This window comes from Alcaligenes sp. GW821-FHT11D07 (genome assembly GCF_058808495.1).
Map to the genome: position 1 here is coordinate 695,761 of NZ_JBXART010000003.1, position 26,034 is coordinate 721,794.

Consider the following 26,034-nt stretch of genomic DNA (forward strand, 5'->3'; position numbering starts at 1 on the left):
TTTTTTTATACCTCTGCTTGCTGCGGCTCCGACGGCTCCGCCAATTTAGGAGGCAATGGCGGGCCTACAAAGTTTTCAGCCTCGCTCAAGGCGTGGGCCAGACCAAACAGTGGCGGCAGCTCTTCATGTTGGCGCTGGCCTGTCTCAAATTCCTGCCAGACCTGATAGGCCCGACGCCGCTGGCGCGCTACGGCTTCGATCTTTTCACTGAAGATTGGATCTTTGCCCCGCAAGGTATCGAAGTCCCGCTCGCTGAGCATCAGCAAACGGCTATAGCCCAAGGAGCGCGCCTCGCCCGGGTAGTCGCTATGTTCGACAACATTGACCTCGCCAATGGTCTGGCCGGTACCCAATTCCACCAAGGTGCCGTCTGGCAAGATGGTTTCCAAGGCGCCCGAACCCACAAAAAACATGACTCGCATACCGCCGTAACGCAGGTGAATTTTCTGATCCGGCAGGGCCAGACGAGGACGTAGACGCCGTGCCAGTTCCTTTTTAGCTTCTTCGGAAATACCGTCGAACATGGGCACCTGAGCAATCAGCTCCATGGCGCTCATGGCCATATCCAAGGTAGGCCGCTCTTCCAGGTAGCGCCAGCGCTGCGTAATCTGCTTGACCAGATCGGCATACATCTCGCTGGTAATCAAAGAGTGCGACAGCATGGTGCGATAGTGCGCCCGCTCTTGGGAGGCGGCCACCCGCGCCAGATAGGACTCCTGCAACCACTGCGCAAACACGGGGTATTGCAGCGTCAGGGCGTGCAAAGCATCTTCCAGCTGAGACAGGCGCAGCTGATGGGCCTGCACAATCGTACCGGTCGCGGGCTGGCCCAATAAGGGAGCCAGCTCAGTCTGTGCAAAACGAATCAGGCGTTGAGCCACCGAACGTTTGGCGATCAGATTGGAAAAGCGCTTGTCCAATTCCCGCACCAGCCAGCCTTGCATATCAAACAGATAATGCAGTCGCAAGGCTGCACGGAAGCCTCGGGAATAGCGCAGATCAGATGCTATCGCCGCCTCAAAACCCGCCAAACCGGCTAAACGCACGGTGTCATTCATACGCTCGGCCCGGCTTAGCAAAGACTCCGCAGTTTTCCAATCCACAATCTGCGATTTAAGCAGTTCGTAAAATAGTTCGACTTCACGGGTAGCCAAAATAGCCATGCCCATTTTGACTTTCTGCGCCTCAGTCAAACTTTGAATCTGACCCGAAGCCACACCCGCCTGGCTGGACTCGAATACGGTACACAGGCGCTCAATCACCTCTGGCTTGATTTCCTCCTGCCGCCCCAGCTCTTCGGTCTTGTCGCGCAATTCTTCCAGGGCCAGGCTGACGGCTTGGTCACGTAAATGGCGCTCCAGCGGTGTCAACTGATCCAGCCCCAGGCGCCGGATCAAGGGCCGCAGGCTGATCCCGTTAACAAACAAGGTCAGTAATACGAAGCCAGTAGTTGCGACCCCAATGAACTGACGCACCTCATGAGGGATGGCATGTTGTTCAGTCACCGCCAAAGCCAGTGCCAAAGACACAGCACCGCGCAGTCCACCCCACAGGATCACCACCCGATAAGGACGGCTGACCCGTGTCCCGAAACGCGTCCGTCCCAATAAGGGTAAAACGCCAAATACCATGACCGCACGCGCCAGCAGCGTCACCACAAACAGCAGGGCCACCAAACCAATCTGCATCCAGGTGATTTCTGCCATCAAACGCGGAATCAACATGGCCGCGAACAGGAAGATCAGGGAGTTCGCCAGGAACCCCATCTGTGTCCAGGAGCTGCTAAGCAGTTCAAATGTGGCAGGCGACATGCGAGTGCGGCCTGTGGAACCCACCACCAGCCCGGCAATCACCGTAGCCACCACGCCGGATACGCCTAGATAGTGTTCCGAAACGAAAAAAGCCAGGTAGGCCAGCGAGATCGTCAGTGTCACTTCAGCAGCGGGCCAACCACGCAACAGCACAAACAGCCCGCTGGCCAAACGCCCCATCAAGAATCCAGCGACACCGCCACCCAGGAAGCTGAACAAAAAGCTGCCTAACACTTTGCTGCCGCTTAAATCCCCACCGCCAGTCAGCACGGCCAGCAGAACGGAATACAAAGCAATAGAGGCGGCGTCGTTAAACAGGGCCTCGCCTTCGACCAAGGTGGACAGGCGCTTGGGTGCGCCCACTTCACGGAAGATGCCCACCACAGCCACAGGGTCGGTGGTCGCCACGATAGCCCCCAGCATCAGACATACGACCAAGCCATAAGGGGAAACCGCGTTCAGGGCATAGCCCACCGCGAAGGTACAGACCACCACAGCCACAATCGCCATCATCAAAATGGCGCCAATATCGTCGAGCAAGCGGCGCAAATTCATGGCCAGCGAGGTCTCGAACAGCAGGATAGGCAAAAAGGCGTAGAGGAAGGTATCGGAGGAGATGTCGAAGGCTTGCAAGGTGTCCAGAAAGTCCGACACCATCTTGGGAGCCCAGGCGTGCAAGTGCAGCATCAGACCCAGCACAAACCCGATCAAGGCCAAGAGCACGGAGTACGGTAGTCGCAAGCGTCCAGCCAAAGGCGGCATAAAGGCAACCAGCCCCAACAGGCCTGCCAGTCCAAAAACAAACTGCCCTATCTGCATCGCGACATCCTTTGTCATCGGCATTGAGCCAATCGGCATGTCATTAGCATCCAGGCATCGCCCGAGGCAGGCCAGATCGGCACGGAAAATCCCCCCGCTTTCCGCAAGAATCAGAATAGCGCCTTTTTGCGGCCGTACAGCCGGGGAATTTCCTTTTTCCCGGAAAATTTACTTTTTTTGGCATCCATTGATGTCAGAAACATCAGCCAACACACCTTTGCGACTGACCCGAACTGATGCAGCGCAAGATCTGCTTAAACACCGATTGCCTGCTGACATCAATGGTTATACTTTTGCATCATGAATTTTCTGCGCACCGTTTTCGCTGCAACAAACTGGCCCCATCGCTGGGGCCTGTATCTGTTGTTGCTGGCGGTGGTGTTGCGCGGCATGGTGCCAGTGGGCTATATGCCCAAACAAAGCGAGCAAGGCTATGCGCTGGAGTTTTGCTTGCCGTCCGGCCAGGCGCTGCCCCCTGAAATGGTCCGGCATTGGGCGGCTCTCCTGGGTGATGAGCCCGCTTCCCATTCTGAGGAGGCCACCACCAGCGCCAGCTGCCCGTTTTGTGTGATGTTGCAGGCGGCGCTAAGCCCGGCACCGCTCACTGTCCCCACGCCTTTGACCATTGGCCACTTCCGGCCGTTCTTGCTCCCCCCCCTCAATCCCGCCCTGGCACAGGCTTTCATTCGTGGCCCGCCTGTGGGGCAACGCGCCCCGCCCGCCTTTCTTCCTGCCTGATTCCTAGCGTTCGGCTTTGCCGCTACGCCTTTTCTCCTATGTTGCTATCGACCAAGCGGGTATGCCGCTGGCCGATGACCGCCTTTCGGAATGAAGTCATGAAGAAATTATTGACCCCCGGCCTGATCAGCGCCGGTGTTCTCGCCTGCGCCCCTACCGCCACCCTGGCCCAAACTGCCGTTGTTGAACAGCTCAGCCCCATTGTGGTGACAGGTGTTGCCCCTGAATCTCACTTGCAATTCAGCACCAATCCCAAGCTGCCTCGCCTACCCTTGCCCGCCAGCGACGGCACGGATTACCTGAAAACCATTCCCGGCTTTGCAGCCATCCGCAATGGGGGCAGCAACGGCGACCCCGTGCTGCGCGGTATGTTCGGATCACGTCTGGCCGTGCTGACTAACGGCAGTTCCATGCCCGGTGCCTGCCCAGCTCGTATGGATGCCCCAACGTCCTATATCTCGCCCCAGTCCTTTGATGAACTGACTATCATCAAAGGACCGCAAAGCGTACGTTGGGGGCCGGGAGCCTCTGCCGGGACCGTGCGTTTTGAGCGCAAGCCTCCTGGGTTTACAGAAAAAGAGGCCACGTTGGAAGCCAGCCTTTTGGGCGGCTCCAATGGCCGACATGCCGGTAATGTGGACTTCACCGCCGGGAACGCGTCCTACTATGCTCGGCTGACCGCCAACCAGGATCGCGCCCAGGATTACCGTGACGGGGATGGGGATCGCGTGCCCTCGCGCTGGAAGAAATGGAATACCGATGTGGCAATCGGTCTGACACCGGATACCGACACCTTGCTGGAACTGAGTGCAGGTACCGGCGACGGCTATGCCCGCTATGCCGGTCGCGGCATGGATGGCACCCAATTCAAACGCGAGTCCCTGGGCCTGCGCTTTAAGAAGGATATGCACGAAGGCGTATTGCGCAATGTAGAGGCTCAGCTCTACTACAACTACGCCGATCACGTGATGGATAACTACGAGCTGCGCCCCTTCAAACCCGGTGGCGGCATGTCCATGCCCATGGCTTCCAATGTGGACCGCTTGACCTGGGGTGGACGCTTCAGCATGGATTGGGCCTTGAGTGAAAACCTGAGCCTGACGACCGGTGCAGATCTGATGCGCAGCCGCCATCGCAAACGCAGTGGCATGGGAATGCAGGATTACCGCGATCAAGATTGGGTGAAAGATGCCGAGTTTGATAACGTCGGCGTGTTTACCGAGGCACGTTGGGACATGAGCGACGCAAGCCGCCTGATTGGGGGGGCTCGTCTGGACAAAGCAAGCGCTCGCGATCTACGTCCAAATTTGGGGAGCGGCATGATGAGCATGCCTAATCCCGGAGCGAACGAGCGTCGCCGTGAAACCCTGCCTAGCGCGTTTCTGCGTATAGAACATGACCTGGACTCCCTGCCCTTGAGCCTGTATGCCGGCATAGGCCATGTACAGCGCATGCCCGATTACTGGGAGCTGATCTCACCTGCTAGCGGGCCACAAGGCAGTTCCAGCGCCTTTTTGGGGATTCAACCTGAAAAAACGACTCAGTTGGACATCGGGGCGCAGTACAAGAACGAGACTGTCTCGGCCTGGGCTTCTGCCTATATCGGCCAGATTCAGGACTACATTCTGTTCGACTACTTGCCGGGCGGCATGATGGGCACTAAAACCCAGGCCAGAAACGTCAATGCCCGCATCATGGGCGGCGAACTGGGTGCAGACTGGAAAGTCAGTTCCAACTGGACGCTGGGCAGCAGCCTGGCGTATGCCTGGGGCCAAAACCGCAGTGACGGCCGAGCCTTGCCTCAAATGCCCCCTTTGGATGTACGCCTGACAGCGGACTATGAGCAAGGGCCATGGTCGGCCGGAGGGGTATTGCGCATGGTGGCGGCTCAGAAGCGCTACGCGCAAGGTCAGGGTAATGTGGTGGGCTACGACTTTGGCCCTACCGGCGGCTTTAGTACCTTGTCGCTATACGGCGGCTACAAGATCAACCGCAATCTGTCGCTGACAGCAGGTGTAGACAATCTGTTCGACAAAACCTACGGGGAACATCTGAACCTGGCAGGAAACAGCGGCTTTGGTTTTGGAGCGGCAACGCGCTTTAACGATCCTGGCCGCACCGTCTGGCTGCGGGCTGCCTTGTCCTTTTAATCACTGACGTTTAGCGAGGCCGGGGTCTGTCTGACCCGGCAACGACATAAGCCAGAAAATCAGGACAAAAAAAGGGACACCTAGCTGGTGTCCCATAAACATCCGCTTCAAAAGGGAGGGGAAGAGGAGAAGCCGAAGCGGATGCGCAAATGCTGAATTGCATAGGTGGCAAAAATCAGCAAATGTATTGTTTAGTCCGCGAAGATCAGCTTAAGTTCTACTGATTCCCTAGAAAGTTGTAACTCTTTAAAACGGCTTAAGCCGCGCCGGCCAGAACTACGCGCAACTTCTTGAAAGCCGCCACTTCGATCTGACGAATACGCTCTGCCGACACGCCAAATTCGGCAGCCAGATCGTGCAGCGTAGCGCCGCCTTCGTCTTGCAACCAACGAGCGCGCACAATGCGCTGCGAGCGTTCGTCCAGTGTATCAATGGCCTCTTCCAGGCCGCTGCCTTCCAGCATGTCTTGAGCACGACGCTCCAGTACACGCGTAGGCTCCTGATGACCGTCATCAGACAGGTAGGAGATAGGCGCGAAATTGTCATCGTCGTCGTTGGTCGGTGCTTCCAGGGCCATATCATGGCCGGACAGACGCACTTCCATCTCGCTGACGTCTTGCGGACGTACATCGAGTTCACGCGCAATCGCGTCTACTTGAGCTGTGTCCAAGGTCTGACCATCTGGACGCATGCGACGCAGATTGAAAAACAGTTTACGTTGGGCCTTGGTGGTGGCCACTTTCACCATGCGCCAGTTACGCACGACGTACTCGTGGATTTCTGCCTTGATCCAATGGACGGCAAAAGACACCAGACGCACCCCACGTTCGGGGTCAAAGCGTTTGACAGCCTTCATCAGGCCCACATTACCTTCTTGAATCAGGTCAGCATGAGGCAGGCCATAACCCAGGTACTGGCGGGCGATGGACACGACCAGACGCAGGTGCGACAAAATCAGTTCACGCGCCGCGTCCAGATCGTCCTGGTCGCGCAAGCGTTGGCCCAGCTCAGTTTCGCGTTCAGCGCTGAGCATAGGCAGGCGATTAACAGCAGAAATATACGCTTCGATCGTCCCCAGTGCGCCTGGATTAGACACGGCGGCGACGAGTTCATTACCAGACGTCAGGGCCAAAGCGTTCGCTTGTTGTGTCATGGAAAATCCTTCTAAAGTCAGCCGGTGAGAGCCAGAAATGCGGCTCTCGAACCGCACAAAACGTATTGCACTATTATCTGAGTTTAGCACTCGATGTGGCGGAGTGCTAAAAATTTTGAATACAGGAATAAGAGCGTCGCAGCAAGAAAAAGTTCACAAAAAAAGGGTAAACCGCTGCAAATAGGTGGGCAGAACGCCACAAACAGGCCAAAACTGTGGCTGTTTGAGAGTAGCGCCTTATCGCCCACCCAAAAATAACAAAGTGCGACCTTATTTATCCAGCAATCACAGCCGTTCGGCGTGAAAGTTCAGGTGATCCTGAATAAAAGTCGAGATGAAGTAGTAGCCGTGATCGTAGCCCTCGTGACGGCGTAAAGTCAGCGGCTGTTGGGCCTGTTCGCACGCTTGTTCGAACACTTCCGGATACAGTTGTTCGGCCAGAAAGCCATCGCTCAAACCCTGATCGACCAAAATACCGGCGGGATAAGGCGTGCTGGCTTGGCTCATCAGGACGCTGGCGTCATGTTGCTCCCAGGCTTGGCGATCCTGGCCCAGGTAAGCCCCAAAAGCTTTCTCACCCCAGGGGCAGCGCGTTGGGGCTGCAATCGGGGCAAAAGCGGATACTGAGCGATATTTTCCAGGGTGACGCAAAGCCAGGGTCAGCGCCCCGTGACCACCCATGGAATGCCCAAAGATACCCACACGGCTGGCGTCACCGGGCAGGATGCTGGTGACCAGATCAAACAGCTCCTGGGTCACATAGCTTTCCATGCGGTAGTTTTTGTTCCAGCCCGGCTCAGTAGCGTCCAAATAGAAACCGGCACCGGTTCCCAGATCCCAACCGTCATCCTCGCCGGCCACACCAGCACCACGCGGGCTGGTATCAGGAGTGATCAGCATGATGCCGTGCTCGGCAGCGTAACGCTGGGCACCGGCCTTGATCATGAAGGTTTCTTCTGTGCAGGTCAGGCCAGCCAGAAAAAACAGCACAGGCACACGGCCCTGGCCTACTGCATCGGCCAGACTGGCGGCGCCTTTTTGTGCACTAGCCTGTAATTGAGGCGGCAAATAGACGGAAAAACGCATGGGCAGACCAATCGTCTGCGAGGCGTGTTGGTAATAGCGCTGCCAACCATTAAAACAGCGGTGTTCGTTGAGCAGTTCCAGTGACTGAGTCATAGCCCCCTCTTGTTCTCAATTATTGACCCGGCCCAGGGCCTGTTGATACGACAAGGCCCATGAGCCGGGACGATAGGCACAGGCTTGCACCTGTGCCCCTAAATCAACAGCAATTAAAACATCACCACCGAGCGGATGGATTTGCCTGCATTCATCAGGTCAAAGCCTTCGTTAATGCGCTCCAGCGGCAAGGTGTGGGTGATCAGATCGTCGATATTGATCTTGCCTTCCATGTACCAGTCCACAATCTTGGGAACGTCGGTACGGCCACGAGCACCACCGAAAGCAGAGCCCTTCCATTCGCGGCCAGTTACCAGCTGGAATGGACGCGTGGAGATTTCCGCACCTGCTTCAGCCACACCAATAATGATGGACTGGCCCCAACCGCGGTGGCAGCACTCCAGCGCCTGACGCATCACCTTGGTGTTGCCGATACATTCAAAGGAGTAGTCCGCGCCGCCGTCTGTCAGTTGGATGATGTGGTCAACCACGTTCTCAACTTCATTGGGGTTCACAAAATCGGTCATGCCGAACTGGCGAGCCATGGCTTCGCGCTCGGGGTTGATATCCACGCCAATGATCTTGCCAGCACCCACCATCTTGGCGCCCTGAATCACGTTCAGTCCAATACCGCCCAGACCGAAAACCACGACGTTAGCCCCGGCTTCCACCTTGGCGGTGTACAGCACAGCGCCCAGACCCGTGGTGACGCCACAGCCGATATAGCAAACCTTGTCGAACGGTGCGTCGCTGCGGATTTTGGCCAGAGCGATTTCTGGCACCACGATGTGGTTGGCAAAAGTCGATGTGCCCATGTAATGGTGCACAGGTTTACCGCCGATGGAAAAGCGCGACGTGCCGTCCGGCATCAAGCCCTTGCCCTGAGTCGCACGGATGGCGGTACACAGGTTGGTCTTGCGCGACAGGCAGGATTTGCACTGACGGCACTCGGGCGTGTACAGAGGGATGACGTGATCGCCGGGACGCAGGCTGGTCACACCCGCACCTACATCCAGCACCACGCCTGCGCCTTCATGGCCCAGGATGGCTGGAAACAAACCTTCAGGATCAGCACCCGACAAGGTGTAGTAATCGGTATGGCAAATGCCCGTCGCCTTGATTTCGACCAGCACTTCGCCCGCTTGTGGGCCTGCCAGATCGACCTCTTCAATTGTTAGCGGAGCGCCCGCCTTCCAGGCAACAGCTGCACGTGTTTTCATGTGGTCCACCCTCCGGGTAAAAGTAATTATGGTTACGGCAAACTCGGTCCTTCGGGACCAAACTCTTAAAGTATAGAGAGTATTTTATAAGGCGCTGCCCGGCTGTCAGTACCTTGTATGGCTAAAGACGCACCCAGGCCATCAATACAAGGACGATTTACCCGTAAGCAGCACACCCAGCCGCAACATACCATAAGCCAGGTAATCGCCCATCCGGCTGAGCAGACCCAGCCGCTGATACTGATCTTGGGACACACGCTTGGCATTGTGTTCGATCTCGTATTCCAGCTTGGCCTGCAGGTTTTGCGCAAAGGGGCCATCCTGGATCAGGACGTTGGCCTCGCGCGCCAGCAGCAAGCTGAACGGGTCCAGGTTGGACGAACCCACCATGGAATAGTCATCGACCACAGCCACTTTGGCATGCAGATAGCTGGCCTTGTATTCGTACAGTTCAATGCCATGGTCCAGCATCTGCCCATACATGAATCGACAGGCCCGGTATTGCAGAAAATACTCGGCATGGCCTTGCAGCAATAGGCGCACTCGCACGCCGCGTTCCGCTACTTTTTCAATACGGCGTCGCAAGGTACGGCCTGGGAAGAAATAGGCATTGGCCATAATCACTTCCTTTTGCGCCTTGTCGAGCAAGTGCAGATAGGCCTGCTCAATCTGTTGCCGATGGCGCACGTTGTCGCGCAACAGCAAGCTGGCCCGTATGCCTGAAGGGGCCGAACCTGACTGCTGTGCTTGTTTGCGTGCCTGACGCCGCTGGCGACGCTCGCGCCAATGAGTAAAACGCTGCGTGAAGCTGTCCCAGTCGTTGCGCCTGCGCCAAGCCATGCGCAACCATAGAGCGTGCTGGGCGCGGACCATATCATCCACAATCGGCCCCTCACAGCGCACGGCAAAATCAAAGCGCGGCTTGCCTTCGCCATTCACCAAAGGCACATCGTCAAAATCGTCCAGAATATTGATGCCGCCCACAAAACCAATGCGCTCATCCACCACCAGCATCTTTCGGTGCAGCCTGCGCAAGCGTCGCATGGACAGGCGCGGTTCACGCCAGCCACGGGGTTTTGGGCGATAGATCCGATAGCGCGCACGCATGGTATGCAAGTGCTCGCCAATCTGCTGGGCATGCAAGTCACTGCCAAAACCATCAATCACCACCCGAACACGCACACCGCGCTCACAGGCTCGACGCAAGGCGTCCAGCACGCTGTGTCCGCTGTCGTCCAGATTGAAGATATAGGTTTCCAGATGCAGATGTTTCTGCGCCTGATCGATGGCCTCGCAAATGGCCGGAAAGAATTCCTGGCCGTTTTGCAGCAAGGTAATTTGATTACCCTCGTGCCATCGTAGATCGCGCTTCAGACTCGGCATTCTTGCTTGGCCTATGCGTTAAGAAGCCACTGAGCGGCACAGCCCCGTTAAGGCAGTTCCAGCTCAGTCAGGATAGGGGCGTGATCAGATAATTGCTTCCAGGGCTCGCCCACCAGCACACGGGCGTTACGCACTGCAAAGCCACGCTGATAGACACGATCCAGGCGTAACCAAGGGAAGGCGGCGGGGAAAGTACGGGGAGGTGGCGTCATGCGTGCTGCGCCATTAACGCCCAGCTGTATGCCTTGATCCGGCACCATCAGCCCGTTTTTACGCATGGTGCGCAACCACTGGATGGGTTGGCGCAGACGGAAGCGGTTATCAGCCTGGCCGCGCGGCGAAAACGAAAAGACTTCGTACAGATTCAGTTGCTGCACAAAGATCGGCGCCAGCCGGTTATTCCAGTCGTTGAAGTCGCCCGCAATCAGCAAAGGCTCGTCCGCTGGGACGATGCGCTTGATGCGATCGAGCAAAGCCTGGACCTGGCGGACACGCCCACCGTTGAACAGCCCCAGGTGGACCACAATGCAGTGCACCGGACGGCCACCCACATCAACAACCGCATGGAGCAAACCGCGCTGTTCCATACGGTGATCAGAAATATCCTGATTTTCGTACTGCAGAATAGGAAAGCGCGACAGCAGCGCGTTGCCGTGGTCCGTATGAGGGCGCACCACGTTACAGCCGTAGGCGGTATTCATGCGCAAGGCCGCGGCCAGCGATTCGTGCTGGGCGTCCAGACTGCCTTGCAGTTGGTTGCGCCCCTGCACTTCCTGCAAGAACAAAAGGTCGGGAGACAGCCCGTACAGCCCCAGGCGCAAATCCGCCAGGGACTCACGCTTGCCTGAAGCCGAGCGGCCTTTGTGAATGTTGTAGCTAACTACCCGTATCACTGACACGCCGTCCCCCGCTTTGTCTTACTTGTTTTCAACAGCCCGCAGACGAATGTGCAATTCACGCAGTTGCTGCTCGTCTACCGCGGACGGCGCCTGAGTCAGCAAGCACTGAGCACGCTGTGTCTTGGGGAATGCAATCACGTCACGGATCGAATCGGCACCCGCCATCAAGGTCACCAGACGATCCAGACCCATAGCCAGACCACCATGCGGAGGCGCACCGTATTGCAGCGCATCCAGCAGGAAGCCGAACTTCAGTTGTGCTTCTTCAGGGCCAATGTTCAAGGCATTGAACACTTTGCTCTGCACTTCGGCACGGTGGATACGGACCGAGCCGCCACCCACTTCCCAACCGTTCAGCACCATGTCATAAGCCTTGGCGAATGCTTTGCCGGGATCAGTTTCCAGCAAGTCTTCGTGGCCGTCTTTGGGGCTGGTGAACGGGTGGTGAGCAGCAAAGTAGCGGTTTTCGCCTTCGTCGTACTCGAACATGGGGAAGTCCACGACCCACAGTGGTTTCCAGCCTTCTTCGAACAAGCCGTTGGCTTTACCGAATTCGCTGTGACCGATCTTGATGCGCAACGCACCGATGGCATCGTTAACGATCTTGGTTTTGTCTGCGCCAAAGAAGATCAGGTCGCCGTTTTGGGCACCGGTGCGCTCCATCAACTGCTTGAGCACATCCACGTTGATGTTCTTGACGATAGGCGACTGCAGACCTTCAGGGATGGAGGCGACATCGTTGACTTTGATGTAAGCCAGGCCCTTGGCGCCGTAGATGCCCACAAACTTGGTGTAGGCATCGATTTCGCTGCGGGGCATAGCGCCACCACCAGGAACGCGCAAGGCTACGACGCGGCAAGAAGGATCGTTGGCAGGTGCGGAGAAGACCTTGAAGTCCACTTCACGCATCAGGTCAGCCACGTCCACAAATTCCAGATTGACACGCAGGTCAGGCTTGTCCGAACCGTAGCGCTGCATGGCTTCGGTCCAGCTCATGGTGGGGAACGTGGGCAATTCAACGTTTTGCACGGTACGGAAAATGTGCGAAACCATGCCTTCAAAGATCTCGCGAATCTGCTCTTCGTTCAGGAAGGAGGTTTCGCAGTCGATCTGGGTGAATTCAGGCTGACGATCAGCGCGCAGGTCTTCGTCGCGGAAGCACTTGGTGATCTGGTAGTAACGGTCAAAACCCGACACCATCAGCATTTGCTTGAACAACTGGGGCGACTGAGGCAGTGCGAAAAATTCGCCTGCGTTCACACGCGAAGGCACCAGGTAGTCACGCGCGCCTTCAGGCGTGCTCTTGGTGAGCATGGGGGTTTCAATATCAATGAAACCCAAGTCGTCCAGATAGCGACGAGACTGCATGGCCACTTTGTAGCGCAGCATCAGGTTGTTCTGCATTTGCGGACGGCGCAAATCCAGAACACGGTGCGTCAGACGCGTGGTTTCGGACAGATTGTCGTCATCCAGTTGGAAGGCAGGAGTCACAGACGCGTTCAGGATCTCGATTTCGTCACAAACGATTTCGATCTCGCCCGAGCGCAGGTCTGGATTTACGGTGCCTTCAGGACGAGCCTGGACGCGACCGGTAATGCGCAAGCAGTACTCATTACGGATACGTTCGGCAACTTCAAATGCCTGCACGTTGTCAGGATTGACGACGATCTGCGCCAGGCCCTCACGGTCGCGCAGATCAATGAAAATCACACCCCCGTGGTCGCGGCGACGATGTACCCAGCCAAACAAATTGACCGTCTGGCCCAGGTATTCTTTGGAAACCTCGCCGGTATAACACGTACGCATCTAGGATGACTCCGAAATAGTAAAAACTGCAAATTGGAAAATTCAGGTCCCAGCCAAGGGGGGTGCCCCATCGGGGCCCTCTGGCTGGTCAGAAACTGGGGGCAGAACGATCGGCTCAGTTGGGCCGACCACTCCCATGGACACGATATATTTAAGCGCCGCATCCACTGTCATGTCGAGCTTATGCACATCTGCCCGAGGCATCATCAGGAAAAAACCAGAAGTCGGGTTAGGCGTAGTGGGAACGTAGACGCTGACAAAATCGTCTCCCAATAGCTGCGCCACTTGTCCGCCTGGTGTGCCAGTTAAAAAGGCAATGGTCCAGGAACCGGCTCTGGGATACTGCACCAGAACGGCCTCGCGAAACGCCTGACCATCGGGTGCCAACACCGTATCACTGACTTGCTTGACGGAATTATAAATGGAACGCACCAAAGGAATACGCCCAAGTAGCAATTCCCAACGATCCACCACCGCACGGCCCAGATAATTGGCGGCCAATAAACCTGTGCCAAACAAGACCGCCAACACCAGCACAATTCTAAAGCCGGGGATACGCAGGCCAAACAAGGCCTGCGAGGACAGAAACTCCGGCACCACGCTCTCCAGCGTTTCGATCAGCAAGGTCAGCACCCAGACGGTGATGACCAGGGGCACCCAAATGAGCAGGCCGGTGACGAAATAACGCTTGAAGGGGCGCATAAGAAGGGTGTGGATCAGCTAGTCGAAGAGGAAGTGGGCGTGGACGGAGCCGCAGGAGTGGACGAAGAGCCACTATCAGCCGGCTTGCCACCCTGGTTACGGAAATCCGTTACGTACCAGCCCGAACCTTTGAGCTGGAATCCTGCCGCCGTTACCTGTTTGGTAAAGGTGGACTGTTTGCATTCAGGACAGACCTCTAAAACAGGGTCCGACATTTTTTGCAGCACATCTTTTTCGTATTGGCACGAGCTGCATTTATAAGCGTAGATAGGCACGACTCATCCTAACAAAAAGCCGAAACAAATTTCGAGATAAAAATAGTGGGGCCAGAACTGGCGAAATCAAGCCAGAGGCGCTTCTGCCGTGATTTTAGCCCTTTTGGCGCTCAATCGCACTGAACTTCGCCCCACGCCAGACGGGCCGTCGCCGGCGGCCATCCGGTTTAGATCAAAAACATCAGGGCCGCAACCAAGGTGGGCACGGCGGCACTCAGGAGTAATCGCAAAGGCGAAATAGCCCCATCCGGGAAACTGCCTTTCAGAATGGAGAAGCCCGCCGGGTTAGGGGCATTGGCAATTACCGTCAGACCACCCCCCGTTACCGCACCGGCAACCAGCATATAACGCCAGATATCGGAGGTGCCTTCCACCAGCGAACCCAGGTAGGTCAAGGCTGCGTTATCAGTGACCGCCGTCAAGGCAGTGGCTCCCCAGAACAGCACGGTAGGCGACAAACCGCCCAGCAGATCTTGCAACCACCATTTCTGCAAGCCACCCAGGACCACCAGACCGGCCAGAAAAAAGCCCACCATCAGGCCTTCACGCACCAGCAAGGGGTTTTGATAGTGTTTGTAAGAGTGGGCATAACCGATAAACAGCATCAGCAAGGCCATGAACACAATGGGATGGTGCGCACCCAGCACAATCGCGACCAGGAAGGCAACGTGGATCGCCATGACCGTCACGGGTACGGGGCGTTGAGTCTGCGTGCTCTCGGGCATGCCCTGCCCCATTTCCAGCAACGCCTTGCGGCAAACCAGGGTCACCAGACTGGCGTTAACCACCACTGCCAAGACGGCACGCCACCCAAAATGGCTGGCCATATACGCGGTATCCCAGCCAAAGGTGCTGGCCACCATCAAGACGGGCGGCGCTGCATAGGCGGTCAAGACCCCACCAATGGAGACGTTCACAAACAAGGCACCCACGGTCAAATACTTGAAACCGGCATGGCCCTGGTGGCGGAAATACGCTTTGTGCAGCAATAAAGCGGCCAAGGTCATGGCGGCAGGCTCAGTAATCAAGGAACCGGCTAGCGGCACCACCGACATGGTAATGAAGTAGGTGGAAATCTTGTTGGACATGGGCAGCACACGCGCCAGCACGGCCACTGTCTTGTTCACCAGCTCCAAAATGGGGCGGCTGGCCGCCACCACCATGATGGCAAACACAAACATGGGCTCGGTGAAGTTGCGCCCTTCCAGGTATTCGATCGCCGCATCCAAGCTGACGAACACCGACATATAAGCCACGAGCACACAGGCCCAGACGCCGAAAACGGCTTCGACCTCGGACAACATATGCCACAGCCCGGCGTGGCTACCACCCTTGTTGGCCAGCCGTGCGAACACCGGCACCGAGAAGGTGTGGACAATTGCAATGACGAACAGCGCCGTTGCAACGTACTCAAGAGGAGAGGCCATTCTTCAAACCTTTATAGCTTTACGTAAATTGCTTGAGTGCGTATCAAGAAAGACTGATCGTGCCAGCCAAAGCGGCCACCACCAAAAGCACACCCACCCAGATATTGGCACGGAACAAACGCAAGCCCCGTTCGGGGAAGCGCACGTCAAAATGCCGCATCTGCCAGACCAGGTGAAGGGCGATTACCGCCATCACCACGTAATAGAAAATCCGCTCGTTCAGCAGAAAACCGCCCACTAGCCAGCAGGCCATGGCAGCAATATAAAAGCCGCTGATCCAGGTTTTGCCTGCATCGCGAAAGCGCAGGGCCGTGGAATGCAGGCCCAGCTTGGTATCGTCAGCCACATCGATATAGGCATAGATGGAGTCATAGCCCACCTGCCATAACACGGCGCCTACCCACATCAATACGGCCCCAAACGGCACCATGTTCTGCGTGTCCGACCAGGCCATCAGCATGCCCCAGTTAAAGCAGATACCCAGCACCACTTGCGGCCAATAGGTAAAGCGCTTGCAAAGCGGGTAAATCATAACGATCGGGAACAAGGCCAGAGCCAGCCAACGGCTGTACTCATTGATGGCCAAAAGCAGCAAGGCACACACGGCGATCTGCGCCAGCACAAAAATCACCGCCTTTCGCATGGTGAGCTGGCCGCTGGTCAAAGGCCGGAAGCGAGTGCGCTCGACCTGATGGTCAAAGTTGCGATCCGCCATATCGTTAAAGCAGCAGCCAATGCCGCGCATCAACAAAGCCCCCAGGGAAAAGATCACCAGGCGCCACAAGGTGGGGATGCCGTCCGCTGCCTGCACCAACGCAGCCAGGGCGGGCAGCAAGGTCAACCAGGTGCCAACGGGACGATCCAAGCGGCACAAACGCGCATACGGTCCCCAGGAAGCCGGCAAATAGCGGGCCACCCAGTCATTCGTGGGGCGCATATCAGACAGATCGGGACGCGGAGAAGATTCCGATGCGGATGGAGATGTCATAGAGGTAAAACCTAAATCCAGGCGTCAGGCCATAGACTGAAAACAGGCATACCCTCTATCAAGAGGGTATGCCGTGGATTCGTAGGGCAAACGGAGCTGACTTGGGCCGCTCTGAAAACCGCAACGCTGGCCAGGCCAGCGCATGAAAAGACGCAGCACACCGTGTCTGCGTCCAATGCCTGCAAGACAAAATCAGGCTTCTTTGATGAGTTTACCCAAGATGGCGATGCCTTCGCGAATTTTTTCCTCGGGCACGGTAGCAAAGCTCAGGCGCAAGGTATTGCGCTTGACGTCGTCACCAGCGTAGAAGGGTTCGCCCGGTACAAACGCCACCAGATTCTCAATGGCTTTTTGCAACAAGGCACTGGAATTCACGTGTTCTGGCAAGGTCACCCAGATAAACATGCCACCTTCGGGGCGTGTCCACTGAGCGGTATCGGGGAAATGCTGATCCATCGCGTCCAGCATGATGGCGCACTGTTTTTGATAGATGTCGCGCACTTTAGGCAGGTGCTTGTCCAGGAAGCCATTATGTACGGCTTCGTAAACAGCCATCTGCGTCAGGGTAGAAGTGTGCAAGTCAGTGGCTTGCTTGATCTGCACCAGTTTGTCGATGATTTTTGCCGGGGCCACGATGTAGCCCAAGCGCAGGCCAGGAGCCAGAACTTTGGAGAAAGTGCCCAGACGAATGACCGTGGCACCCGCCTTGCGGCCCAAAGACAGCAAGCTAGGCAGACGCTCGCCCGCATAGCGCAGTTCGCCGTAAGGATCATCTTCAACGATAGGGATATGCGCTGCCGCACATCGTTCCACCAGATCCTGACGACGTTCCAAAGGCAGGCGCAAGCCAGTCGGGTTCTGGAAGTTGGGCAGTGCGTACAGCAAACGGGCGCCCATGGCTTCAGGGGCAGACACGTATTCAGGGATCATGCCCTGGCCGTCGGTAGGAATCGCCACAAAAGCTGGATCGTACACAGACAAGGCCTGCAAGGCGCCCAGATAGGTAGGCGATTCCACCAGCACTTTGCTGCCTTCGTCGATGAACAGCTTGCCCAGCATGTCCAGCGCTTGCTGCGAACCGTTAACCAGCAAGATTTCGTCGGGGCTGACGGCAGCGCCTTCCGCGCTCATTTGGTCTGCCAGCCACTGGCGCAAGGGCAGGTAGCCTTCAGTGGTGGTGTATTGCAACGCCACACGACCCTGTTCGCCCAATACCTTGTTGAACGCGCTTTGCATTTCCTCGACAGGAAAGCCAACTGGAGTGGGCAAACCGCCCGCAAAGGAAATAATCTCAGGACGCGCAGTGACCTTGAGAATTTCACGAATTGCGGAGCCACTCAGTTTCTGGGCACGTTGGGAAAAGGTAAAAGACTGCGAGAGGGTATCCATGATTCGGGAAAGTCCTGAAGAAGAACGATTAATACTTCATATGCGAACTTTATAGTTCACAACAATTAACGCGGAATGTCGGACGATACCGGCACTCCGCAGCTTTGAATGGCTTACAACACCTATTTATTAGCGTATACCTTGCCACCAAGCGGCCTGCAGCGCAAGTAGCCAAACCCCTGCTGCTTGGGATTAACCCTGAAAACACGCCTTGCCTACCCGGCCAAACGTCTCACTTTGTCTATACTCAGCTATTGTATATACAATTAAAAACCCGCCTGGAGCCATGCCACTATGAGCCAGCCCCACCCTGCCACTGGCTGGAGCCAGCTGAACATTAGCAGCCTGCCAATCCAGCCCTGGAAAAACGGCGGCGGCACCACGCGCGAACTGCTGTGCTACCCCCCCAATGCGGATTACCAAAGCTTTGACTGGCGCATCAGCCTGGCCCATGTCCAGACAGCCGGGGACTTTTCCCGTTTCCCGGGGATAGACCGGCACATCGTGCTGATTGAAGGCGACAGCATGCCACTGCTTCAAGGTGAACAGGTTCATGTGCTGCATCCTTTCAAGCCCTATTCCTTTGCCGGTGAAGACCCCGTCGCCTGCCTCTTGCCGCAAGGCCCGACCAAAGACCTGAACCTGATGCTGCGCCGAGGCCGAGCCCACGGCAGCCTGCAAGCCTGGCAAGGGCATCACGGTTCCGAAACACTCGCAGCAGGCACCCACTTGTTCTACCTTGCCCAGGGCAACTATCAGCTTCAAGCCGACTCGCAGCGCTGGACCTTGAGCGCCGGGCAAATCCTGACCGCCACCCTCAGCCGCCCCTTGCCGCTGGATATGCAGGCTGGCTCTGCCGATGCAGCATTGATACATGCCTGCATCACTCAAAACGGAACGAATTGATCATGAGCTACACCCTGTGGACTGACTTACGCCTGGCCCCCAATGCTGACCCCGAGCACGTGATTGAGAATGCCTGTCTGGTTGAACAAGCAGGCCGTATTGCCTGGATGGGGCCGCACAAGGCCCTGCCGGCTGAATGGGCACAACCTGCGCAACACCACCGGCTAGGCAATCGCTGGGTGACACCTGGTCTGATCGACTGCCACACCCACCTTGTTTACGGCGACAACCGCGCCCAGGAGTTTGCCCTGCGGCTGGCAGGCGCGTCCTATGAAGAAATCGCCCGCCAAGGGGGAGGCATCGTATCGTCTGTCAAAGCCACCCGCAGCCTGGACGAAGACACCCTGCTGGCCCAAGCCCTGCGCCGTCTGGATGCTCTGCTGGACGAAGGTGTTACCGCCATCGAAATTAAATCCGGCTATGGACTGGATCTGGACAGTGAACGCAAAATGCTGCGCGTGGCTCGGCGTCTGGGCCAACTGCGTGCCGTCACGGTACGCACCACCTTTTTAGGTGCCCACGCCCTTCCCCCTGAATTTGCCGGACAAGCGGATGCCTATCTGGATCTGGTCTGCGATGAAATGCTGCCCACACTGGCACAAGAAGGGCTAATTGATGCCGTAGACGTTTTCTGCGAGCGCATTGCCTTTGACCTTCAACAGTCCGAACGCGTCTTGCAGGCCGCTCGAAAATTGGGCCTGCCCGTCAAAATGCACGCCGAGCAGCTCTCTAACCTGGGCGGCACGGAACTGGCTGCCCGCTATCAGGCGCTGTCTACCGACCATCTGGAGTATCTGGACGAAGCGGGCATCATCGCCATGAAAAAGGCAGGCACGGTTGCCGTGCTGCTGCCCGGTGCCTTTTATTTTTTGCGTGAAACGCAATTGCCGCCCATCGAACTACTGCGTCAACACGGTGTGCCTATGGCCCTATCCACAGACAACAATCCTGGCACATCACCTTGTACGTCCCTGCTCTTGATTCTGAACATGGGCAGCACACTCTTTAAGCTGACCGTGCCCGAAGCCCTGGCTGCAGTTACCCGCCACGCGGCCCAAGCCTTGGGCGACCCGGATATCAGTGGGGAACTGAGCGTAGGTGCACGCGCTGACTTCGTGGCCTGGGATATCGACTCTTTGCCCGAGCTGGTCTATTGGCTGGGCCTGCCCCGCTGCGCGGTCGTTGTGCACCAAGGCAAAATCAGCCGTGATTTACGCAAGGAATCACCATGAGCATCACCCGGCAGCATGACGCGCTCTTGGCCCCCTGGGCCTATCTGAACGGCCACTGGCAGGCCAATGTTCTGCTGCGCTGGGATCAGCACGGCACACTGACCCATGTGTTGCCTCAAGCCAGTCAAGAAGATCTGGCCCACGCGGGCCGGGTCCACCAGGCAAAAGGCGCAGTCTTGCCGGGCATGCCCAATCTGCATTCCCATGCCTTTCAAAGTGCCATGGCAGGCTTGACCGAGTTCCGTGGACAGGGGCAGGACAGCTTCTGGAGCTGGCGAGATTTAATGTATCGCTTCGCCGCCCGACTGGAGCCAGAACATATGCTTGCCATTGCGCAGTGGCTCTATATCCAGATGTTGAAAGCCGGCTATACCAGCGTGTGCGAATTTCATTATCTGCACCATCAGCACGACGGCCAGAACTACGCCCCCATCGGCCTGCTGGCCCAGGGCGTCTTGGATGCGGCCAGCAGTAGCGGACTGGCGATCACAATGCTGCCCGTGCTGTATCAGTACAGCGACTTTGGCAACAAAGCTCCGCGCCAGGATCAACAGCGCTTTTTAAATAGTCCCACCCAACTGCTGTACCTGCTGGAATCCCTGCACCGTAGCCACCCCATTAACCCCGATCGGCGCTATGGCGTCGCTCCGCACTCCCTGCGGGCCACCTCCGTGGGTTCCATCGGCACCTTGATCGACGGCCTGCATAGCCTGACCTCGCGCCACCCTATCCATATCCACATTGCGGAACAAATGGCCGAAGTGCTGGCCTGCCAGCAGGCGCATGGTTGCAGTCCAGTGACCTATTTGTATGACAACTTCAATGTGGACCAACGCTGGTGCCTGATCCACGCCACCCATATCAAAGATCAGGAGCGCCAGCAGATTGCCCGCAGCGGCGCGGTAGCCGGTTTGTGCCTGACCACCGAGGCTAATCTGGGTGATGGCCTGTTTCCAGCCGCCGCCTTCCTGGCGGACAAAGGGCAGATAGGAATAGGGTCGGACAGCCACATCTGTGTGGACTGGCGCGCCGAGCTGCGTTTGTTGGAATATGGTCAACGCTTGATCAGCCAGCAGCGCAATGTACTGGCCTGTCCCGAACAGCCTTTCGTGGCCGATTACCTGTTCGAGCATTGTGTCCGTGGCGGAACACAGGCTTCCGGGCGTACATCAGGCCAACTGGCCGCCGGCCATCAAGCTGATCTGATGGTGATTGATCTGGAACACCCCAGTCTGGCGGGGCTGGACAGCGCACATTGGCTATCCGCCTTGGTCTTTTCCGAGCGCGCCCATGCCAACCCAATTCGGGATGTATTTGTGAGCGGAAAAGCCTGCATTACAGACGGCCATCACCCGCAGGAAGAAGCAGCATTAGCGGCCTACCAAGCAACGCTGGGCAGTTTGCTTAGCCAGTCCTGAACCCAAGAAAACACCAGCAATCCGCATCCACTAACTGGGCCAGCACCGGAGGTCGATGCACTGCTCTGCCACGCCCTCTGTGAACGGTTAGCTCCAGACAGAAAGGCCAAACACGATACGGCAAAGCATAAAAAAATCCCTGGCTGGATAAATCCAAACCAGGGACAAATTCGTGGAGACAAAAATAATCAGGGGGTCTTCATCGGTACTAAAACAAATCTGCTGCGGTATCCGCCAAGCTCTCATCCAGCACCAACGCTTTCAGCGCCTCGATGTCCGGAGCCAGATAACGGTCTTGGTCGTAGAACGGGACAGCCTTGCGGATCACATCCTGCACCTTTTTCAAGCGCTCGGACGTCAGCAAGGGCGCATGAAAATCGATACCCTGCGCAGCGCACAACAACTCAATTGCCACAATAACGGCTGTGTTCTGCGCCATGTCCTCCAGCCTGCGAGCCGCAAAGGTCGCCATGCTGACGTGATCTTCTTGGTTCGCAGAAGTCGGCAAACTATCCACACTGGCCGGATGCGCCAGGGATTTGTTTTCTGAGGCCAGCGCCGCCGCCGTCACATGCGCAATCATGAAGCCGGAGTTCAGCCCCGCAGAGGGCACCAGAAACGGCGGTAGGCCGGAAATGCTGGCATCGATCAGCAGTGCGACACGGCGCTCGGCCAAGGCACCAATTTCAGCAATAGCCAACGCCAAAGTATCTGCCGCAAACGCCACCGGCTCGGCATGAAAGTTACCCCCGGAGATCACCTGATCCGGCTCGCCATTCTGGCCTGGGAATACCAAGGGATTGTCTGTGACGGCATTGGCCTCGATCAACAAGATCCGCGCGTTCTGGCTGATCAAGTCTTGAATGGCTCCCATGACCTGAGGCTGACACCGCAGGCTATAGGGGTCCTGCACCTTATTGTCATTGTCCCGATGGGATTGGCGAATCTGGCTACCGGCCAGCAACTCGCGATACAGACGCGCCGCATAAATCTGCCCAGCTTGGCCGCGCACTTCATGAATACGCGGATCAAAGGGAGCATCACTGCCTTTGGCCGCATCCACACTTAAAGCGCCCGCCAAAATCGCGTTGCGAAACAAGGTCTGGGTACGGAACAAGCCATTTAGAGCCAGCGCGGTGGAAACCTGGGTGCCATTAATCAAGGCCAGCCCTTCTTTGGCAGCCAGCACAATAGGCGTGATACCTGCTTTGGCCAAGGCTTGTTCGGCAGGCATCCATTCACCCTGCCATTTGGCCTTGCCTTCCCCGATCAGGGTCAAGGTCATATGCGACAAGGGAGCTAAATCCCCCGACGCCCCCACCGAGCCTTTGCACGGAATGAAAGGTACAACGCCTGCATTCAGAATATCCAGCAAGGTCGTGACCACATGGGAGCGTATCCCGGAAAAACCGCGTGCCAGGCTGGCTATTTTCATTGCCATGATCAAACGGGCCACGGCGTCCGAAACCGGTTCGCCCACCCCTACGGAGTGCGACAGAATCAAGTTCTTTTGCAACTGCTCCAGATCCTGATCAGGAATGCGTTGCTGAGCCAGTTTGCCAAAGCCGGTGTTAATGCCATAGGCCGGATTACCTTCGCGGATGATCTTGGCCACAATCGCCGAGGACGCATCCATGGCCCCGATGGCCTGGGGCGGCAAGCTCAGAACAGCCGGTTCCTGCCAAATCTGGCGCAGCTGTGCCAAAGTCAGTTCGCCGGGAGAAAGCTCGATACTCTTGCTCATCATTCTGTCCTGTTTTCTTACTTGATCATGGGCAGTGTCAGCCCGAAATTCTTGGCGGTTTCAATAGCCAGCTCATAGCCTGCATCAGCATGACGCATCACACCACTGGCGCAGTCGTTTATCAAGACCCGCTCCAGACGGGCCGCAGCCTGCTCACTGCCATCCGCCACGATCACCATGCCCGCATGCTGGCTGTAACCCATGCCTACCCCACCACCGTGGTGCAGCGACACCCAGCTTGCTCCACCCGCCGTATTGAGCAAGGCATTGAGCAAAGGCCAGTCCGACACGGCATCCGTGCCGTCGCGCATGCTCTCTGTTTCGCGGTTAGGGCTAGCCACCGAACCGGTATCCAGATGATCGCGGCCGATGACAATGGGCGCTTTCAGCTCGCCTGTGCGCACCATTTCGTTAAAGGCTAAACCCGCCAAGTGGCGCTCCCCCAGCCCCAGCCAGCAAATGCGCGCTGGCAAGCCCTGAAACGCAATGCGTTCCTGCGCCATATCCAGCCAGCGATGCACATGCTGATTGTCCGGGAACAGCTCTTTGATCTTTTGATCCGTCTTGTAGATATCCTCTGGGTCACCCGACAAGGCCACCCAGCGAAACGGGCCTTTGCCTTCGCAAAACAAGGGGCGAATATAGGCGGGAACAAAGCCGGGGAAGTCGAAGGCATCAGCCACGCCTTCATCCAAGGCCACTTGCCGAATGTTATTGCCGTAGTCCACCACCGGAATGCCCAATTTCTGGAAATCCAGCATGGCCTGCACGTGAACAGCGCATGATTTAGCGGCCTCTTGCTGGATGCGCGCATGTTGCGCCGGATCTTTCTGCGCCGCCTGCCACTGCTCCACGGTCCAACCCGACGGCAGGTAGCCATTGAGCAGGTCATGGGCCGAGGTCTGGTCCGTGACCAGATCAGGCTTTAATCCGCCTGCCTGAGCGCGGCGCAGCAGTTCGGGCAGGACATCTGCTGCATTACCCAAGAGTCCGATGGAGACCGCCTCTTTAGCTGCCGTGTGCTGAGCAATCAGCTCCAGCGCGTGATCCAGATCCCGAGCTTGTTTGTCCAAATAACGAGTCTGCAAACGAAAGTCGATACTGCTTTGCTTGCACTCAATGGTCAACGACACCGCACCGGCAAATGTAGCGGCCAAAGGCTGCGCACCCCCCATGCCACCCAGCCCAGCAGTCAGAATCCAGCGCCCGGCCAGCGAGCCGCCAAAATGCTGCCGGCCTGCTTCAGCAAAAGTCTCATACGTGCCTTGCACAATGCCCTGGCTGCCGATGTAAATCCAGCTACCTGCTGTCATCTGCCCGTACATGAACAAACCCGCCTGATCCAGCTCGTGGAATTTTTCCCAGGTAGCCCATTTAGGCACCAGATTGGAGTTGGCCAACAGCACACGCGGCGCATCGCTATGGGTACGAAACACCCCTACCGGTTTACCGGACTGGATCAACAAGGTCTGATCCTCTTCCAGTTGGCGCAGACTTGCCAGAATCTGGTCATAGCACTCCCAATTGCGCGCTGCCCGTCCAATCCCGCCGTAGACCACCAGGTGCTGGGAATTTTCGGCCACGGCCGGGTCCAGATTATTCTGGATCATGCGGTAAGCCGCTTCGGCCACCCAGTTCTTGCAACTGAGCTGGCTACCTGTAGGCGCTTTAATCTGCCGACTGGCATCAAAACGAGGGTCTTGGCTGGCCGCCAAAGTGTGATGATCAGGCATGGTGCTGTCCTCCGTCTGAGGTGTCTCTGGATGCGCGTTGGTTCTGTCTGAGTGGCGCTTTCCGGGCGGTACGCCAGAGGTAAAGCGCCGACAAAACAACGGTTTTCTTGTAAGCTCATGCCAATGTATAGTCATTTCTTTTAATTGTCTATACATATACAAAAAGCCCTGTGGACGGTGCGTGTTCTCAGGCAGCATCTGCCCTGCCTTTGTCCTGACTGGAACGATCACACGATGGTTCAGGCAGCCTAGGTCTGCTGCCTAAGTACCGGCTAGAGCAAGGCTCCTTTCCGTATTAGCAGGCCCTACAGGAAAACGTAGCAATGGATGCGCCCCTGACGAATACCTCGTCTCCCGAATCGGCTCTGCCCGCCTATTTGCAAATCAAGAATTTCGTACTGGAAAAAATTCAGTCCGGGCAGTGGCGTGAAGGGGATCTGATTCCTACAGAACTGGCCCTGTGCGAACAGTTTGGCGTGTCGCGCATGACCGTTAATCGAGCCTTGCGCGAGCTCACCAACGATGGGCTGCTGATTCGCATCAAAGGTTCAGGCACCTATGTTGCACAGCCCAAATTCCAGTCCACGCTGATCGAAATTCGCAGCATCGCCCAAGACATACGGGAACGGGGCCATCAGCACAGCTGTCAGGTTCTAAGCATGGAGCGTTTGCAGGCCAGCCCGGCGCAAGCCCGGCTTTATGGCATTGATCCGGGCACTCCCTTGTTTCACTCCATCATTGTTCACGCTGAAAACGGCCTGCCCATCCAATACGAGGACCGCTTGGTAGATGCCCGCATGGCCCCGGACTATCTGGAGCAGGACTGGAACCAGATCACACCGAACGAATATCTGGTGCGCGTCGCGCCCTTGCCTACCGGTTTTTACACCATTGAAGTGCTGGTGCCGCCTGCCGCCATTGCACACGCTTTGCACATGAAAGAACATCAGCCCTGTCTGGTGATGGACCGCCGCACCTTTTCCAGCGAGCAATTCACCACCCACGCCCGGCTTTGGCATCCGGGGGACCGCTATAAATTCGCGGGACGGATGTAGAGAGCCC

General features: G+C 56.9%; 20 protein-coding genes. 6 read left to right on the plus strand and 14 right to left on the minus strand.

Annotation, left to right across the window (positions count from 1 at the left end; translation table 11 throughout):
- Positions 1–5: 5 nt before the first annotated feature.
- Positions 6–2,630 carry a cation:proton antiporter gene (locus tag AC1RSM_RS16200; protein ID WP_492933705.1) on the minus strand — a complete coding sequence of 875 codons (2,625 nt, stop codon included), beginning with the start codon at positions 2,628–2,630 and terminating at the stop codon, positions 6–8.
- Between the two features lie 300 nt (positions 2,631–2,930).
- Between AC1RSM_RS16200 and AC1RSM_RS16205 the strand changes: the two genes are divergently transcribed.
- Positions 2,931–3,368, plus strand: a complete 438-nt coding sequence (locus AC1RSM_RS16205) for a DUF2946 family protein (protein ID WP_492933590.1) — start codon at positions 2,931–2,933, stop codon at positions 3,366–3,368.
- A gap of 98 nt (positions 3,369–3,466) precedes the next feature.
- A complete protein-coding gene (locus AC1RSM_RS16210; protein WP_492933591.1) occupies positions 3,467–5,518 on the plus strand; it encodes a TonB-dependent copper receptor in 2,052 nt (683 codons plus the stop codon).
- A 256-nt stretch (positions 5,519–5,774) separates the two neighbouring features.
- Here AC1RSM_RS16210 and rpoH read toward each other — a convergent pair whose 3' ends face one another.
- From rpoH to AC1RSM_RS16265, 11 genes are all read right to left on the minus strand, one after another.
- Positions 5,775–6,671, minus strand: coding sequence for an RNA polymerase sigma factor RpoH (gene rpoH / locus AC1RSM_RS16215; RefSeq protein ID WP_492933592.1), 897 nt, complete (start codon positions 6,669–6,671; stop codon positions 5,775–5,777).
- Between the two features lie 285 nt (positions 6,672–6,956).
- On the minus strand, positions 6,957–7,850 hold the full coding sequence (fghA, locus tag AC1RSM_RS16220) for an S-formylglutathione hydrolase (RefSeq protein ID WP_492933593.1): 894 nt from the start codon (positions 7,848–7,850) through the stop codon (positions 6,957–6,959).
- 113 nt (positions 7,851–7,963) lie between these two features.
- Positions 7,964–9,070, minus strand: coding sequence for an S-(hydroxymethyl)glutathione dehydrogenase/class III alcohol dehydrogenase (locus AC1RSM_RS16225; RefSeq protein ID WP_492933594.1), 1,107 nt, complete (start codon positions 9,068–9,070; stop codon positions 7,964–7,966).
- A gap of 141 nt (positions 9,071–9,211) precedes the next feature.
- The gene (clsB, locus tag AC1RSM_RS16230; RefSeq protein WP_492933595.1) at positions 9,212–10,453 is read right to left on the minus strand and encodes a cardiolipin synthase ClsB; all 1,242 of its coding nucleotides are present in this window, start codon (positions 10,451–10,453) and stop codon (positions 9,212–9,214) included.
- A gap of 47 nt (positions 10,454–10,500) precedes the next feature.
- The gene (locus tag AC1RSM_RS16235; RefSeq protein WP_492933596.1) at positions 10,501–11,352 is read right to left on the minus strand and encodes an endonuclease/exonuclease/phosphatase family protein; all 852 of its coding nucleotides are present in this window, start codon (positions 11,350–11,352) and stop codon (positions 10,501–10,503) included.
- Positions 11,353–11,370: 18 nt separating this feature from the next.
- Positions 11,371–13,158, minus strand: coding sequence for an aspartate--tRNA ligase (aspS, locus tag AC1RSM_RS16240; RefSeq protein ID WP_492933597.1), 1,788 nt, complete (start codon positions 13,156–13,158; stop codon positions 11,371–11,373).
- Positions 13,159–13,200: 42 nt separating this feature from the next.
- Positions 13,201–13,860: a DUF502 domain-containing protein gene (locus AC1RSM_RS16245; RefSeq protein WP_492933598.1), complete on the minus strand. Its 660-nt coding sequence runs from the start codon at positions 13,858–13,860 to the stop codon at positions 13,201–13,203.
- 14 nt (positions 13,861–13,874) lie between these two features.
- Positions 13,875–14,135, minus strand: coding sequence for an FmdB family zinc ribbon protein (locus tag AC1RSM_RS16250; protein WP_492933599.1), 261 nt, complete (start codon positions 14,133–14,135; stop codon positions 13,875–13,877).
- Positions 14,136–14,302: 167 nt separating this feature from the next.
- Complete coding sequence (locus AC1RSM_RS16255; RefSeq protein WP_492933600.1) at positions 14,303–15,562, minus strand: putative Na+/H+ antiporter; 1,260 nt, start codon at positions 15,560–15,562, stop codon at positions 14,303–14,305.
- Between the two features lie 43 nt (positions 15,563–15,605).
- Positions 15,606–16,550 (minus strand): 4-hydroxybenzoate octaprenyltransferase, encoded by a 945-nt coding sequence (gene ubiA / locus AC1RSM_RS16260; protein WP_492933601.1) that lies wholly within the window; start codon positions 16,548–16,550, stop codon positions 15,606–15,608.
- 192 nt (positions 16,551–16,742) lie between these two features.
- Positions 16,743–17,939 carry an aminotransferase-like domain-containing protein gene (locus tag AC1RSM_RS16265; protein ID WP_492933602.1) on the minus strand — a complete coding sequence of 399 codons (1,197 nt, stop codon included), beginning with the start codon at positions 17,937–17,939 and terminating at the stop codon, positions 16,743–16,745.
- Between the two features lie 294 nt (positions 17,940–18,233).
- Between AC1RSM_RS16265 and AC1RSM_RS16270 the strand changes: the two genes are divergently transcribed.
- The 3 genes from AC1RSM_RS16270 to AC1RSM_RS16280 are packed head-to-tail and all read left to right on the plus strand — an operon-like array spanning position 18,234 to position 21,495.
- A complete protein-coding gene (locus AC1RSM_RS16270; RefSeq protein ID WP_492933604.1) occupies positions 18,234–18,845 on the plus strand; it encodes a HutD/Ves family protein in 612 nt (203 codons plus the stop codon).
- 2 nt (positions 18,846–18,847) lie between these two features.
- The gene (hutI, locus tag AC1RSM_RS16275; RefSeq protein WP_492933605.1) at positions 18,848–20,077 is read left to right on the plus strand and encodes an imidazolonepropionase; all 1,230 of its coding nucleotides are present in this window, start codon (positions 18,848–18,850) and stop codon (positions 20,075–20,077) included.
- A complete protein-coding gene (locus tag AC1RSM_RS16280; protein WP_492933607.1) occupies positions 20,074–21,495 on the plus strand; it encodes a formimidoylglutamate deiminase in 1,422 nt (473 codons plus the stop codon). The genes hutI and AC1RSM_RS16280 overlap by 4 nt, the downstream gene beginning before the upstream one ends.
- A 208-nt stretch (positions 21,496–21,703) precedes the next feature.
- On the opposite strand, the gene hutH is transcribed toward AC1RSM_RS16280, so the two are convergent.
- Entirely contained in the window at positions 21,704–23,239 is a 1,536-nt protein-coding gene (gene hutH / locus AC1RSM_RS16285; RefSeq protein ID WP_492933608.1) for a histidine ammonia-lyase, read from the minus strand.
- A 17-nt stretch (positions 23,240–23,256) separates the two neighbouring features.
- Entirely contained in the window at positions 23,257–24,972 is a 1,716-nt protein-coding gene (hutU, locus tag AC1RSM_RS16290; protein ID WP_492933609.1) for a urocanate hydratase, read from the minus strand.
- A gap of 323 nt (positions 24,973–25,295) precedes the next feature.
- Between hutU and hutC the strand changes: the two genes are divergently transcribed.
- Complete coding sequence (gene hutC, locus AC1RSM_RS16295) at positions 25,296–26,027, plus strand: histidine utilization transcriptional repressor HutC (RefSeq protein WP_492933611.1); 732 nt, start codon at positions 25,296–25,298, stop codon at positions 26,025–26,027.
- Positions 26,028–26,034 lie beyond the last annotated feature (7 nt).